12 protein-coding genes are annotated in these 14,368 nt (G+C 70.7%); 4 read left to right on the top strand and 8 right to left on the bottom strand.

Annotated elements, in window-relative coordinates; genetic code table 11:
- Positions 1-167 precede the first annotated feature (167 nt).
- Entirely contained in the window at positions 168-716 is a 549-nt protein-coding gene (locus KIK05_RS36765) for a sigma-70 family RNA polymerase sigma factor (protein ID WP_214415459.1), read from the bottom strand.
- 89 nt (positions 717-805) lie between these two features.
- Here KIK05_RS36765 and KIK05_RS36760 point away from each other — a divergent pair, with 89 nt between their 5' ends.
- Positions 806-2,491, top strand: coding sequence for an isovaleryl-CoA dehydrogenase (locus KIK05_RS36760; RefSeq protein WP_214415458.1), 1,686 nt, complete (start codon positions 806-808; stop codon positions 2,489-2,491).
- Positions 2,492-3,169: 678 nt separating this feature from the next.
- On the opposite strand, the gene KIK05_RS36755 is transcribed toward KIK05_RS36760, so the two are convergent.
- From KIK05_RS36755 to KIK05_RS36725, 7 genes are read right to left on the bottom strand one after another with little or no spacing between them, the layout of a single operon-like run.
- The gene (locus KIK05_RS36755) at positions 3,170-4,087 is read right to left on the bottom strand and encodes a formylglycine-generating enzyme family protein (protein WP_443729132.1); all 918 of its coding nucleotides are present in this window, start codon (positions 4,085-4,087) and stop codon (positions 3,170-3,172) included.
- A 1-nt stretch (position 4,088) separates the two neighbouring features.
- Positions 4,089-5,639: a sulfatase family protein gene (locus tag KIK05_RS36750; protein WP_214415456.1), complete on the bottom strand. Its 1,551-nt coding sequence runs from the start codon at positions 5,637-5,639 to the stop codon at positions 4,089-4,091.
- Positions 5,636-7,105 (bottom strand): sulfatase family protein, encoded by a 1,470-nt coding sequence (locus KIK05_RS36745; protein ID WP_308250264.1) that lies wholly within the window; start codon positions 7,103-7,105, stop codon positions 5,636-5,638. Before KIK05_RS36745 ends, KIK05_RS36750 begins: the two co-directional genes overlap by 4 nt.
- Positions 7,102-8,091, bottom strand: coding sequence for an aliphatic sulfonate ABC transporter substrate-binding protein (locus KIK05_RS36740; protein ID WP_214415454.1), 990 nt, complete (start codon positions 8,089-8,091; stop codon positions 7,102-7,104). Before KIK05_RS36740 ends, KIK05_RS36745 begins: the two co-directional genes overlap by 4 nt.
- The gene (locus KIK05_RS36735) at positions 8,088-8,873 is read right to left on the bottom strand and encodes an ABC transporter ATP-binding protein (protein ID WP_214415453.1); all 786 of its coding nucleotides are present in this window, start codon (positions 8,871-8,873) and stop codon (positions 8,088-8,090) included. Before KIK05_RS36735 ends, KIK05_RS36740 begins: the two co-directional genes overlap by 4 nt.
- The gene (locus KIK05_RS36730; protein ID WP_308250263.1) at positions 8,870-9,637 is read right to left on the bottom strand and encodes an ABC transporter permease; all 768 of its coding nucleotides are present in this window, start codon (positions 9,635-9,637) and stop codon (positions 8,870-8,872) included. Before KIK05_RS36730 ends, KIK05_RS36735 begins: the two co-directional genes overlap by 4 nt.
- Before the next feature lie 23 nt (positions 9,638-9,660).
- Positions 9,661-10,842: an ROK family transcriptional regulator gene (locus tag KIK05_RS36725; RefSeq protein ID WP_214415452.1), complete on the bottom strand. Its 1,182-nt coding sequence runs from the start codon at positions 10,840-10,842 to the stop codon at positions 9,661-9,663.
- A gap of 324 nt (positions 10,843-11,166) precedes the next feature.
- On the opposite strand from KIK05_RS36725, the gene KIK05_RS48440 reads away from it, so the two are divergent.
- From KIK05_RS48440 to glgX, 3 genes are all read left to right on the top strand, one after another.
- On the top strand, positions 11,167-11,292 hold the full coding sequence (locus tag KIK05_RS48440) for a hypothetical protein (RefSeq protein WP_284681536.1): 126 nt from the start codon (positions 11,167-11,169) through the stop codon (positions 11,290-11,292).
- A gap of 169 nt (positions 11,293-11,461) precedes the next feature.
- Complete coding sequence (locus KIK05_RS36720; protein ID WP_214415451.1) at positions 11,462-11,890, top strand: OsmC family protein; 429 nt, start codon at positions 11,462-11,464, stop codon at positions 11,888-11,890.
- A gap of 345 nt (positions 11,891-12,235) precedes the next feature.
- Entirely contained in the window at positions 12,236-14,368 is a 2,133-nt protein-coding gene (glgX, locus tag KIK05_RS36715) for a glycogen debranching protein GlgX (protein ID WP_214415450.1), read from the top strand.

The raw sequence follows: 14,368 nt of genomic DNA, 5'->3' as shown, positions 1-14,368 counted from the left end.
GGCCGGCGCGGCCGGGTGGCGCGCGGCGCGCGCCGCGGCGAGGAGCCGGGACCGGGCGTCCGGGGCCGGCGGGCCCGCCACCTCGGCCAGCGCGTCCAGGACGAGCCGGGTGACCGGGTCGGCGGCGTCGCCGAGGGGGTCCGCGGGGCCGGGGTAGGGGTCCACCGTCATAGCTCCTCCTCGGCGAGTTCGCCGGCGAGCCTTCGGAGGCCCAGACGGATCCGGGACTTCACCGTGCCCTCCGGCAGGCCGAGTTCCTCGGCGGCCTGCCTATAAGTACGGCCACGGTAGTAGGCGAGTTCGATCGCCTCGCGAATCTCCCCGGGCAGATCACTCACCGCGCGCCGTACCCGGGCGGCCTCGTCGGCGGCGAGCACCCACTCCTCCAGGGGGCTCGGGTCGTCGGGCTCGGCCAGGCGCGGCGCGAGGGCCGACACGCGGCGGCGCTCCTCGGTGCGGACGTGGTCGACCGCCCGCCGGTGGGCGATCGTGGCGAGCCACGAGCGCAGCGTCCCCTTGTCGGGGTCGAAGGCGAGGGGACGCTCCCAGAAGGTGACGAACACCTCCTGCACGATGTCCTCGGCGACGGCCCGGTCACGGGTGATCCGCAGCGCCAGGCCCAGGACCAGGGGGTACAGCCGTTCGTGGAGTTCGCCCAGGGCGTTTTCGTCCCCGCCGACGACACGCTGGTGCAGCGCCCGGTCGTCGGTCGTCAAAGGCGCCTCCACCGGTTCCACCCTTCGTCGGTCGAGACCCGAGCATCCCACTGTTCACCGGAAATGTTGAGATGGATGGCGAAGCGCGCATGAAACGGCGCTCATCGTATCCGTACAAGAGCACATCGATTCGCCCGGAGGCTCCCTTGACGCACGACGTCTTCAACCAGGTCCCCCCGCTCACCGGCCACGATGTGTCCACCGACCCCGGCCTGCTGGAGGGCGTCAGACGCGAGGACGCCGACTGGGCGCTCGGGGAACTGCGCACGCTCGGCGCGCTCGCCGGCTCGGCCAAGGCGCAGGAGTGGGGCAGGCTCGCCAACGAGCACACGCCGGTGCTGCGCACCCACGACCGGTACGGCAACCGGGTCGACGAGGTGGAGTTCCACCCGGCCTGGCACGAGCTGATGGCGGTGGCGGTCGGGCACGGCCTGCACGCCGCGCCGTGGGCGTCGGCGCGTCCGGGGGCGCACGTCGCGCGGGCCGCCAAGTTCTACGTGTGGTCGCAGGTGGAGGCGGGTCACGGCTGCCCGATCTCGATGACGTACGCCAGCGTGGCGGCCCTGCGGCACACCCGCGCTCTGGCCGCCGAGTGGGAGCCGCTGCTGGCCTCGCGGACCTACGACTTCGGGCTGCGCCCGGCCGCGACCAAGCGCGGGGTGCTGGCGGGGATGGCGATGACCGAGAAGCAGGGCGGCTCGGACGTGCGGGCGAACACCACCAGGGCCGAGCCCCTCGGTGACGGGACCTACGCGATCACCGGCCACAAGTGGTTCAACTCGGCCCCGATGTGCGACGTGTTCCTGGTGCTGGCGCAGGCCCCGGGCGGCCTGTCGTGCTTCCTGCTCCCCCGTGTGCTGCCCGACGGCTCCCGCAACGCCATGCGGATCATGCGGTTGAAGGACAAGCTGGGCAACAGGTCCAACGCCTCGGCGGAGGTGGAGTACGAGCGCGCGCTCGCGTTCCTCGTCGGTGAGGAGGGCCGGGGCGTGCGCACGATCATCGAGATGGTCAACATGACGCGGCTCGACTGCGTGATCGGCTCGGCGGCCGGCATGAGGTACGGCGTCACGCAGGCGGTGCACCACACCGTCCACCGAAAGGCGTTCGGCAAGGCGCTGGCCGAGCAGCCGCTGATGCGCAACGTCCTGGCGGACCTGGTGGTGGAGTCGGAGGCCGCGACGGCCGTCATGCTGCGCCTCGCCGGGGCGACGGACAAGGCGATCCGCGGCGTGACCGGCGAGAGCGCCCTGCGCCGCACCGCCCTGGCGGCGGCCAAGTACTGGGTGTGCAAGCGCGCCCCCGGCCACGCGGCCGAGTCGCTGGAGTGCCTGGGCGGCAACGGGTACGTCGAGGAGTCGCAGATGCCCCGGCTGTTCCGGGAATCTCCCCTCAACGGCATCTGGGAGGGATCGGGCAACGTGGCCGCGCTGGACGTGCTCCGGGCCATCATGAAGGAACCCCAGGCCCTCGACGCCTTCTTCGAGGAGGCCTGCCTCGCCGAAGGCGCCGACCGCCGCCTCGACGCCGCCATCCTCAGGGCCAAGGACTCCGTCACCGACGCCGCCACCATGGAGTACCGGGCCCGCCTGGTGGTCGAACGGCTCATCCTCACCCTCCAGGCGTCCCTGCTGGTCAGGTACGGCCACCCCGACGTCGCCGACGCCTTCTGCGCCTCCCGCCTGGACGCCGACTGGGGACACGCCTTCGGCACCCTCCCCCCTGGCCTCGACCTCAGTTCGATCATCGAGAGAGCCACCGTGAAGATCCCCTGAGCAGGCCCAGGACAGCCCGGCGGAGGGGCCACCCGGCCCCTCCGCCGAGGCCGGCACGATGGAGCCGGCCGCCAGGCGCACCTGGCGCTCCAGGTCCCAGCGCGCTTGCCCGGTGGCGAGGGGGGCGCCGGCTCTGCCGGTGGGCGGTCGTGGTGGTCAGTTCGCGGGGGCGGTGATGAGAAGTCCCGCATCGGCGGCGTTTTCGTAGGCGTCGTCGATGTGCACCACCGTCCGTCCGTTCCGGGCCAGCAGGCTGGCGGCGGCGGCCCGGTAGCCGGTACCGCAGTGCAGGTCGGCCAGGCGGCGCGCGGAGGCGTGCTGGTGATGGGCCAGGGTGTGGGCGTGCCGCTGGCCCAGCAGGTGTAGGCGGCGCCGGTCACCTGCGCTAGGGCCAGGCCACCGGAGACGTAGTCGTTGTGCAGGTGGGTTTCGGCCACGTGCGTGATGCGCACGCCGAGCCGTCCGGCCAGGGTCAGGATCCGGTCGATGTCGCGCTGGGGGTCGACCACCAGCGCGACGCGGCCGTCGTGGGCCAGGTAGCTGCGGTCGCCCAGGGAGGAGGTCTTCAGCACCTCGACATGGATCGTGCTCATCGTCTCGCCGCCTTCGCGTCGTCGGTATCAGGGTCAGGTCGTCGTTGCCGCCGGTCGCCGGGGCCCGCCGGCCGGGTGGCGGACGTCAGAGCGCCACGGTGCGGAAACCGGCGTTGGCCATCGAGGAGTCGGGGGTGTTCGCCGAGCGCGCCGAGTTGCGGTAGCGGTTGCAGTAGGAGTCGTGGCACAGGAACGAGCCGCCGCGCAGCACCCGCGCCGTTCCGTGAAGCGGGCCGCGCGGGTCGTCCGACGGCGAGTAGGCGTAGTAGTCGGGCGCGTACCAGTCCGAACACCACTCCCAGACGTTCCCCACCATCTGCCACAAACCGTAGGGGTTGGGCTCGTAGGCGCGGACCGGAGCGGTGGTCAGGTAGCCGTCCGCCTCGGTGTTCTCGGTGGGGAAGACGCCCTGCCAGATGTTCACCCGCCACTCGTCCTCGGGCAGGTCGTCGCCCCAGGGGTAGCGCGCGCCCTCCAGGCCGCCCCTGGCGGCGTACTCCCATTCGGCCTCGGTGGGCAGGCGCCGGCCGGCCCACGAGCAGTACGCGGCCGCGTCGTTCCAGCTCACGTGGACCACGGGATGGTCGGGCTCCGCGGCGGACAGCGGGCCGCCGGGGTGCCGCCAGTCGGCGCCGCGCACGCCGACCCACCAGGGGGTGCCGGGGACGGGGTTCATCACGTCCTCGGGGCGGGCGCGCAGGGCCAGGTGGAACACCGCGGAGAAGCCGTACTCCTCCGCCTCGGTCCGGTAGCCGGTCGCGTCGGTGAACGCGGCGAAGTCGGCCGTGGTCACGGCGGTCGCGTCGATCGAGAACGGCGCCACGGCGACCCGGTGCACGGGCGTCTCCCCGTCACCCGGGTTGCCGTCGCCGGTGGCGTCCCCCATGGCGAACCCGCCGCCGGGCAGGCGCACCTGCTCGACGGCGTGCCTCCCCCGCGCCGCGAACCGCACGGGCTCCATCGGCGCTCCCGGCGTCGCGGGCGTGCAGCAGCTTCCGGACACGTCAGATCCCCTCGGGCGCCGGCCGGCCGCTCCCGCCGGCCACGTGGAGTCCCTCGGGCACCGGCCGGCCGCTCCCGCCGGTCACGTAGAGTTCCTCGGGCACCGGCCGGCCGTTCCCGCCAGCCGTATGGAGTCCCTCGGGCACCGGCTGGCTGGGGTGCGGCTCGTCGCCGAGGGCCGCCTGGGCGTGCCACATGCGGACCTTCATCTCCTCGCGGACCCCGCGGTAGGCCGGGTCGTGGTAGACGTTGCGCAGTTCCTCCCGATCCACCTCCAGGTCGTACAGCTCCCATTCGCCGCTGTAGGTGAACGCACCCGTGCCGGGGATCCCCATGCCGTCGTTGTAGAAATAGATGATCTTGTAGCGGGACGTCCGGTAGCCGTAGTGGGCCGGCGCCTTGTGGAAGACGTCGTCGTGCTCCCAGTAGCGGTAGTACATCCCCTCCGCCGGGGGCGGGCCGGGTTCGCCGGTCAGGTCGGCCAGGAAGCTGCGGCCCTGCATGCGGGGATGGTGCGGCACCCCCGCCACGTCCAGCACGGTCTGGGCGAAGTCGACGTTCGTGACGATCCCGGTGTGCACCTGCCCGGCGGGGATCCGCCGGGGGTAGCTCAGCACCAGCGGCATCCGCAGCGACTCCTCGTACATGAAGCGCTTGTCGAACCACCCGTGGTCGCCCAGGAAGAAGCCCTGGTCGGAGCAGTACATCAGGAGGGTGTCGTCGAGGTCCCCCCGCGCGCGGAGCCAGTCGACGACCCGGCCCACGTTGTCGTCCACCGACGCGACGACGGCCAGGTAGTCCTCCATGTACCGCTGGTACTTCCACAGCGCCGTCTCCTCGTAGGACAGCCCTTCGGGCGGGTCCTGCTTGAGGTCCTCGGCGTTGAGGTGCTCGGCGATCCGCATGGCGGCCCGCCGCGCGGACGCCGAGCGCGTCGCGTGGTCGTCGGTGAACGTCGCGGGCACCGGGATGGGATCGGCGTACATCCCGGCGTGCTTCTCGTCGGGCTCCCACGGGCGGTGCGGCGCCTTGTGGTAGATCAGCAGGCACCACGGGTCGTCGCCGTCGAGCCCGTCCGCCCAGGCCAGCGCCATGTCGGTGATGAGGTCGGTGGCGTAGCCGGGGACGGTCCGCAGGCCGTCCTCCGACAGGAACGAGGGGTCGAAGTACTCCCCCTGCTCGATCAGCACGTCCCAGTGGTCGAACCCCTGGGGGTCGTGACCGGGTCCGTCCCCCATGTGCCACTTGCCGACGATGGCGGTGCGGTAGCCGGCGGCCTTCAACTGGCTCACGAACGTCGGCTGCGCGGCGTCGATGGGCGTGACCAGCGTTGATACCCCGTTGACGTGCGAATACGTGCCGGTCAGGATGCTGGCCCGGCTCGGCGAGCAGAGCGCGTTGGTCGCGAAGCAGTTGTCGAACCGTGCGCCGAGCTCGGCGATCTCGTCGATGCGCGGCGTCCGGTTGACCACCGACCCGTACGCGCCGACGGCGTGCGCGGCGTGGTCGTCGGTGAGGATCATGACGATGTTGGGACGTCTGATCGGCGTCACCGGTAGGTCGCCTCGTCCAGCCCGCTCAGTGTCGGGTCGTAGGAGACGTCGCCGACGTCGTACATCGAGGTCATCCAGTGGTAGAAGTTGTCGCCCCGGTCACGCAGCACCTGGTACAGCCGCCGCATCAGCCGTGCGCGCACCTGCGCCATCTCGGGGTGGTCGTACACGTTGAGCAGTTCGTCCGGGTCGGTGAACAGGTCGTACAGCTCGTTGGTCGAGTCGGGGTTGACGACCAGTTTGTAGCGGTCGGTCCGGATCATCCGCTGCGGGTAGGGGAAGTGGTGCCCGTGGAACTCGCAGACGATGTCCTGCTCCCACGCCACCTCGCCGGTGGACGCGAGCGGCACGAGGCTGCGCGAGTCGACGGCGGGGGCCGGGTCGAGGCCGGCCAGTTCGAGGATCGTCGCGGTGCAGTCGAGCAGGCTGACGAACTCCGTCCGGACGACCCCCGGCTCCTGGCCCGGGATGCGCAGCATGCCCGGCGTGCGGTAGATGTCCTCATACATCGCCGGCCCCTTGTCGTGCAGGCGGTGGGCGCCGGTGAACTCGCCGTGGTCGCAGGTGAAGAACACCGCCGTGTCGTCGGTCAGTCCCAGGCGCCGCATGGCGTCCATGACCCGCCCGATCTGCTCGTCGATGAGCGCGACGTACCCCCAGTAGACGGCGATCAGCTTGCGCGTCACCTCCAGCGGCATGGTGTCGAACGTCCAGTGCGCGCTGTAGTTGGCCTGCACCGGCGGCTTGCCGGCGAAGGTCTCCGCGATCGACTTCGGCAGCTCGACCAGTTCGGGGTCGAACATGTCGAAGTACTCGTCCGGCACGATGTACGGCAGGTGCGGGCCGAAGAAGTTGAGCTGCAGGAAGAACGGCCGGGGCTCGGCCGCGTACCGTTCGAGCATCTCGATCGCCCGGGTGGCCAGGTAGTACTCGAACGTCGCCTCGATGGGCTGGCGCAGCCTGGCGGCGAGCAGGTTGCCCGGGCCGCCGTTCGGCAGCGTGCCGCGGACACGGTCGTGGATCTCGTACGGCGGCAGGTCGTTCGCGGCGAGGTAGTCCAGGTAGTCGGGGTGGTCGACCGGGTTGTGCCACCCCGGAAGGTCCGGCCCGTCGAACCCGAAGTCGGCCGCCCGCCGGTGGTGCCCGACGTGCCACTTGCCGATGAGCCCGCAGTTGTACCCGGCGTCCCGCAGCGCCCCGGAGAAGCTCCACTGGCCCTCCGGCAGGTCCTCGATGTAGCCGACGTTCCTCTCGTGGTTGGCGAGCAGCTTGTGCCGGAACGGCGCCTGCCCGGTGAGCAGGCTCGCCCGCGCCGGTGTGCAGATCGCGGTCGGGGTGTACCAGCGGTCGAACCGGGTCCCGGTCCGGGCCAGCTCGTCCAGCACCGGGGTGGCGGCCAGCCGGTTCCCGTACGTGCCCAGGGTGTCGGCCCGGTGCTGGTCGGTCATCAGGAAGAGGATGTTCACTTGGCGGCGCCCGTGAACAGATCGGCCGTGTAGTAGGTCTTGGGGTCGACCGCCCCGGTCAGCTTGCCCGCGCCGGCGAAGTAGTCGTTCATCCCGCTGAGCCACTTGTCGATCGTCCCGTCCTTGGTGTAGCCGTCCAGGTCGGACAGCGACAGCACCTTGGAGTTGGCCGCGTCGGCCTTGACCTGGTCGACCGGCAGCTTGAGCATCGTGGCGGTCGCGGCGATGGTCTCGTCGAGGTGGTCGCTGCGGTACTGGATCGCCTCCCGCAGCGCGGCGACCACCTTCTCGGCCTTGGGCCGGTCCTTGGCGACGACGTCGTTGCCGGCGACGAAGGCGGTCGGGAACGACACCGTGTCGGCGAAGTCCTCGTTCTTGGCCAGCTCGACCAGGTCCGGGACCGTCTTCTTGATGGTGCCGATGGCCGGGTACCAGAAGCCGGCCGCGTCGATCTGCTTGGAGGTGAACGCCGAGACGATCGTGGAGGCGTCCATAGGGACGATCTTGACGTCCTGCTTGGTGAGCCCGGCCTTCTTCAGCGCGAGCGTGAGGATCATGTCGCCGGAGGTGCCCTCGGGCACGCCGACGGTCTTGCCCTTCAGGTCGGCCATCGTCTTCGTCCCGGCCTGGGCGATGACGCGGTCGGCGTTGCCGAGCGTGTTCAGCGCGACGACCTTGGCCTTGCCGGAGGCGGGCAGCCACATGGCGCCGGGGCCGATGTAGCCGAAGTCGAGGTCGCCGGTGCCGAGCGCCTGGATCTGCAGCGGCCCGTTGGTGAAGACGCTGGTCTTGACGTCCAGTCCGTGCTTCTTCCACAGCCCCTGGGAGTCGGCGACGGCGAGCAGGCTCGCGCCGTTGAAGTCGCCGATGTAGCCGAAGTCCACGTGGGTGGCGCCGCCGCCCGAGCCGCCGGAGTCGTCCGACGAGCAGGCGGCCGCCGACAACGCCACGACGACGGCCGCGGCGGCCATGAATGTCTTCCTCATTGCGCGGACTCCTTGATCTGCCGCTGGTGGTACACCGAATGCCAGACGCGGTTGCGCAGCGCCCCGAACTCGGGGCTCAGCCTCATGTCCTCGTCACGCGGATAGGGGAGGTCGACGTCGATGACGTCGGCGATCCGGCCGGGCCGGGCGGCCATGACGACCACCCGGTTGGCCAGGAAGACCGCCTCGTCGACGTCGTGGGTGATGAACATGACCGTCCGCCGGTCCTGGCTCCACGTCGAGAGGAGCTGCTCCTGGAGCCTCACCCGGGTCAGCGCGTCCAGCGCGCCGAAGGGCTCGTCCATGAGCAGGATCGACGGGTTCACCGCGTACGCGCGGGCGATCGCGCAGCGCTGCTTCATGCCGCCCGAGAGCGTCTTCGGCAGCGCGTCGGCGAACTGCTCCAGGCCGACCAGGCGGATGAAGTGCTCGGCCCGCCGCCGCCGCTCGTCCTTGGGGACCTTCGCGGTGCGCATGCCGAACTCGACGTTCTCGCGGACGGTCAGCCAGGGGAACAGGGCGTACTGCTGGAAGATGACCCCGCGCTCGGGGCCGGGACCGGTGACCGGCTTCCCGTCGACCAGCGCGGTGCCGCCGGTGGGCTCCTCCAGCCCGGCGAGGATGTTGAGCAGGGTGCTCTTGCCGCAGCCGGAGGGGCCGACGACGGTCACGAACTCGTTGTCGGCGATGTCGAGGGAGACCCCGCCGAGGGCGACGAAGTCCTCCTTCCCCACGGGGAAGACCTTCTGGACGTCGCGCACGGAGATCTTGGGGGTGCTCATCGGTTCTCCTGCCAGGCCGTCAGTTTGTTGCCGGCGAGCATGAGCAGCCGGTCCATGATCAGGCCGAGGACCCCGATCGTGATGATGCCCACGAAGATCGTCGGCAGGTCGTAGTAGAGCTGGGCGCTCTGCATCCGGTGCCCGAGCCCGGCCTGGGCGGCCAGCAGTTCGGCGGCCACGAGCGTGCCCCAGGCCGAGCCGAGCCCGACCCGCATCCCGACGAGGATGAACGGCGTCGAGGCCGGCACCACGACCCGCGCGAAGATCGTGCCGTCGTTGCCGCCGAGCACCCGGGCCGCGTTGACGAGCGTCCTGTCCACGCTCACCACGCCCTGGTAGGTCGAGATCACGCAGGCCAGGAACGCCGCCAGGAAGATGACGAAGATCTTCGGGCTCTCGCCGATGCCCATCAGGACCAGCACCAGGGGCAGCATCGCCAGCGGCGGGATGGTCCGGAAGAACTGGATCCACGGCTCGAACAGGCCGCGGGCGACCGTGTACCACCCCATGACGAAGCCGACCAGGACCGCCGCCACCGAGCCGAGGGCGAAGCCGGCCAGCACGCGCCCGAGGGAGGCGCCGATGTCGGTCACCAGGGTGCCGTCCTGGATCATCGTCCAGGCGGCCGCGACCACCTGGACGGGAGTCGGGAACTGGAGACCGGCCAGGGACAGCCCCCACCAGATCGCCACCCCGGCCACCACCGAGACGGCGTTCAGGACCAGGAAGGTCCGGCTCCTGCGCGTCCGGGCGGGAGCGTTCACGGCCCTCGCGGAATCCGCACTGATCACTGCCACTGCCGGCCTCCGTCCGTCGTCACGTTCGCTTCGTATCCGGCGAGCAGGGGGGACTCGTGGAACAGGGCCGCGATGGCCCCGCGCGCCCCGCCGTCGTCGGAGAGCAGGGCGGGCCGGATCACCGGCACGGCGTCGGTCAGCCACGACAGCTCGTAGGTGACCGTGTCCGCGACCTGCCGGATCAGCGCCGGGGCGATCTGGACGATCTCGCCGCCGAGCACGATCTCGCTCGGGTTGAGCGTCATCGCGGCCGTGCCGAGCACCCGGCCGACGACCGTCCCGGCCTCGCGGAGCACCTGGTCCACGACCGGGTGCGCGATCCGCACGGCGGCCTCCAGGTCGTCCAGCGAGTTCATCGGCACGCCCAGCTCGCGGCACCGCCGCAGGATCCCGGGCACCGAGGCGACGGTCTCCACGCAGCCCCGCTTGCCGCACCGGCACTGGGCGCCGCCCGGGACCGCGTTCACGTGGCCGAGCTCGCCCGCGTACCCCTTGAATCCCCGCGCGAGCTGGCCGCCCACGACCAGCCCGCCGCCGACACCGTCGGACAGGCGCAGGTAGATGAGGTCGCGCACGGAGTCGCTCTGGGTGTTCAGCGCCTCGGCCAGCCCCGCGAACCGCACGTTGTTGTCGACGATCACCCCGGCGTGGAAGCGCTCGGCGAACACCTCCGCGACGCCGTCGGCGCGTGACCGGTCGCCCCAGCCGGGCACGCCGATCCCGATGGCCTGCAGCGCCCCGTAGTGGACGCCGGTGTCGGCGCTCAGCCGGTCGGTGAGGGCCAGCCCCGCCTGGAGGCGCTCGGGCCACTGCGCCGACTCCTCGTAGCGGGCGGTCCCGGAGGCGATGATCTCGTGCGCGGCGTCCGCCACCAGGACGTTCACCCGGCGGTGGCCGAAGTCGACGCCCATGTACTGCCCCGACGCGGGGTCGAGCGCGAGGCGTTCGGCCGGACGGCCGCTGCCCACGCGCTCGCCCGCGTCGGTGGCGACGACGCGGATGGCGCCGCGGGCGAGGAGATCGCCGGTGATCTCGGAGACCGTGGTGCGGGACAGGCCGACCTGCGCCGCGATCTCGTTGCGGCTCTGGGCGCCGTTCTGCCGGAGTACACGCAGCACCCGTTCCTCGTGGGACCGGCGGACGAGTGCGTGGACTCCGCTGGGAGTTGCCATGGGTCGCAACGTAGAGATCCCTAGTTTTTCTGTCAAGAATGTGGCAAAAAGAACTTCTCACTCGGCGGGCGAAACGGCGATGCCTCTGACCAGGGGAAACCGGTGCCAGGCCGCGCGAAGGGAGAGGGACGCCCGGCGCGTCCATCGCAGGACGCCGAAGCCGCCTCCCCGCCCCGGGGGCGCACCGAGGCGGTGGAGCGCGTGTGTGCTCGGCGTCGACCTGTCCGAAACCTAAGCGTCACCCGGTATTTACGTCAACCTTCCGGAAGAAAGACGCGATGAATTCGACGGACCCTCGGCAGAACCGGCCGCAACGAGCTGATCTTGCTGGTGAGAGCCCCGCCGCGGCGGACGGACGGCATCGGCCGCACGGCGAGGGCCGAGGGGCGGGCCGGCACGGCGCCGCTCACCGCGGTGGCCGACGGTACGGCGGCCGCCGTACCACCATGACTCCGAGGCGGGCGAGGTGGCCACCCGCCGGCGACGGGCCCGACGTCGATAGGATCACCTACCGGACCCGGCGCCCTCCACGGGCGGCCGGGTCCGTTCGTGCCGGGCATCCCGCTTGCCGGTGCACATGTAGGTTCGGTGAAGGATCTGAATCGAAGGGATGATCGCTATGGCGACCACACGTACCGCGACGACGCAGTGGAAGGGCGCGCTGCTCGACGGCTCCGGCACCGTCTCGCTCGACACCTCGGGCGTCGGCACGTTCGACGTCTCGTGGCCTTCGCGGGCCGAGCAGGCGAACGGCAAGACCAGCCCCGAGGAGCTCATCGCGGCGGCCCACTCCTCCTGCTTCTCGATGGCGCTGTCGCACGGGCTCGCCCAGGCCGGCACGCCGCCGCAGACCGTCGAGACCAAGGCCGACGTGACCTTCCAGCCGGGTGAGGGCATCACCGGCATCGTGCTGTCCGTCCGGGCCCAGGTGCCGGGCATCTCGGCCGAGGACTTCCAGGCCGCCGCCGAGACCGCCAAGGCCAACTGCCCGGTCAGCAAGGCCCTCGCGGGCACCACGATCACGCTGAACGCCGAACTGATCGGCTGAGCATCGTCCTGGGCCCCCGCGTGCGCGGCACGCGGGGGCCTTGCCGTCCGGGTTTACCGAAGCCTTGACAGAACTATGCGCTTTTGTCGGATTTGGGGTAGTTTGTCCGTCCACGGAGGCGCTCGTCAGGCCGTTCCGGATGGCCACCCCCCGCCTGGCCCAAAAGATCTGGCAAATCAGACGGTCGGCCCTAATATCGACTGTAGAGCCGGGACGCCACCATCCAGGTACGCCACCACGGGGCCTTCGAAGGAAGGAGCTGATCAGGCCCGCCTCGTCACGAGAAGGAAACAAGCACGCGATCGAGCTGCTCCGCGGACCGTTTCACAACCACAATGAGGCTACATGCGTGAGGTCTGGCCTGGAGAGCCGTACCCTCTGGGCGCCACCTGGGATGGCGTGGGGACGAGCTTCTCACTCTTCTCCGAGGTCGCCGAGCGAGTCGAGCTCTGCCTCTTCGACGACGCCGGCAACGAGAGCCGCGTCGACCTCCCCGAGGTCGACGGTTTCGTCTGGCACGGTTACCTGCCCGGCGTGCTGCCCGGACAGCGGTACGGCTACCGCGTCCACGGGCCGTACGACCCCGCCTCGGGCCACCGCTGCGACCCCGCCAAGCTGCTGCTCGACCCTTACGCCAAGGCCGTGGAAGGCGAGGTCCACTGGGACCCCTCGCTGTTCTCCTACCAGTTCAGCGACCCCGGCCTGCGCAACACCGACGACAGCGCCCCCTACATGCCGAAGAACGTCGTGGTCAACCCGTTCTTCGACTGGGGCAACGACCGCCCGCCCCGCACGCCGTACCACGAGACCGTGATCTACGAGGCGCACGTGCGCGGGCTCACCATGCGCCACCCGGAGGTGCCCGAGGAACAGCGCGGCACCTACGCCGGTCTCGCGCACCCCGCCGTGATCGAGCACCTGCAGAGCCTGGGCGTGACCGCGGTGGAGCTCATGCCGGTGCACCAGTTCGTGCCCGAGCACGCCATGGTCGCCCGGGGGCTCACCAACTACTGGGGCTACAACACGATCTCCTTCCTCGCCCCGCACAACGCCTACTCCAGCGCCGGGCAGCGCGGCGAGCAGGTGCTGGAGTTCAAGGCGATGGTGAAGGCCCTGCACGAGGCGGGCATCGAGGTGATCCTCGACGTGGTCTACAACCACACCGCCGAGGGCGACCACATGGGCCCCACGCTGTCGTACCGCGGCATCGACAACGCCTCCTACTACCGGCTGCTCGACAGCGACCGCCGCCTGCTGCTCGACTACACCGGCTGCGGAAACTCCCTCAACGTCCGCTCCCCCCACGCGCTTCAGCTGATCATGGACTCGCTGCGCTACTGGGTCATGGAGATGCACGTCGACGGGTTCCGCTTCGACCTGGCCGCTGCCCTGGCCCGCGAACTGCACGACGTCGACCGGCTGTCGGCGTTCTTCGACCTCATCCAGCAGGACCCGGTGATCTCGCAGGTCAAGCTGATCGCCGAGCCGTGGGACGTCGGCCCCGGCGGGTACCAGGTGGGCAACTTCCCTCCCCTGTGGACCGAGTGGAACGGCAAGTACCGCGACAGCGTGCGCGACTTCTGGCGGGGCAGCCCCTCGGTGCTGCCGGAGTTCGCCTCGCGCCTGACCGGCTCCTCCGACCTGTACGCCTCCAGCGGGCGCCGCCCGGTCGCCTCGATCAACTTCGTCACCTGCCACGACGGGTTCCCGCTGAGCGACCTGGTCTCCTACAACCGCAAGCACAACGAGGCCAACGCCGAGAACAACCGCGACGGCACCGACGACAACCGCTCGTGGAACTGCGGGGCCGAGGGCCCGTCCGAGGACCCGGCGGTCGTACGGCTGCGCCGCCGCCAGCGCCGCAACTTCCTGACGACCCTGTTCGTGTCGCAGGGCGTGCCGATGCTGCTGCACGGCGACGAACTGGGCCGCACCCAGGGCGGCAACAACAACGCCTACTGCCAGGACAACGAGATCTCCTGGGTCGACTGGTCGCTGGTGAAGTCCGAGCCGGAGCTGCTCGATTTCGTCCGCGCGCTGGCGAGGTTCCGCAGGGAGCACCCCGTCTTCCGGCGCCGCCGCTTCTTCCAGGGCCGGGTCCCCGAGGGCGACATCCGCGACATCGTGTGGCTCACGCCCTCGGGCAAGGAGATGATCGCCGACGACTGGCACAGCGGCTTCGGCAAGGCGATGGCGGTGTTCCTCAACGGCGAGGCCATCAGCGAGCCGGGACCTCGGGGCGAGCGCATCACCGACGACTCGTTCCTGCTGCTGGTCAACGCCCACCACGAGAACATCACGTTCTCCCTGCCGGGCCCGGAGTTCGGGCCTGGCTGGCGGACGGTGCTCGACACCACCGACGAGGGGCCCGGCCCCGAGCGCTACGAGGACGATGTCTGGGAGCCGGGGTCGCTGGTGGCGGTCACCAGCCGCTCGATGCAGATCCTGCGGTCCAGGGAGAGATCCCCGGGCCGGTGA

It is taken from the genome of Sphaerisporangium fuscum, assembly GCF_018531465.1.
In the GTDB taxonomy this organism is placed as follows: Bacteria; Actinomycetota; Actinomycetes; order Streptosporangiales; family Streptosporangiaceae; genus Sphaerisporangium; species Sphaerisporangium fuscum.
This window is presented reverse-complemented; position numbering and strand designations above follow the sequence as displayed.

What these genes read in the sequence shown, in the direction of transcription:
- glgX (WP_214415450.1), top strand. Translation starts at nt 12,236, where the DNA reads ATGCGTGAGGTCTGGCCTGGAGAGCCGTACCCTCTGGGCGCCACCTGG.
- KIK05_RS36735 (WP_214415453.1), bottom strand. Translation starts at nt 8,873, where the DNA reads ATGAGCACCCCCAAGATCTCCGTGCGCGACGTCCAGAAGGTCTTCCCC.
- KIK05_RS36740 (WP_214415454.1), bottom strand. Translation starts at nt 8,091, where the DNA reads ATGAGGAAGACATTCATGGCCGCCGCGGCCGTCGTCGTGGCGTTGTCG.
- KIK05_RS36725 (WP_214415452.1), bottom strand. Translation starts at nt 10,842, where the DNA reads ATGGCAACTCCCAGCGGAGTCCACGCACTCGTCCGCCGGTCCCACGAG.
- KIK05_RS36720 (WP_214415451.1), top strand. Translation starts at nt 11,462, where the DNA reads ATGGCGACCACACGTACCGCGACGACGCAGTGGAAGGGCGCGCTGCTC.
- KIK05_RS36760 (WP_214415458.1), top strand. Translation starts at nt 806, where the DNA reads ATGAAACGGCGCTCATCGTATCCGTACAAGAGCACATCGATTCGCCCG.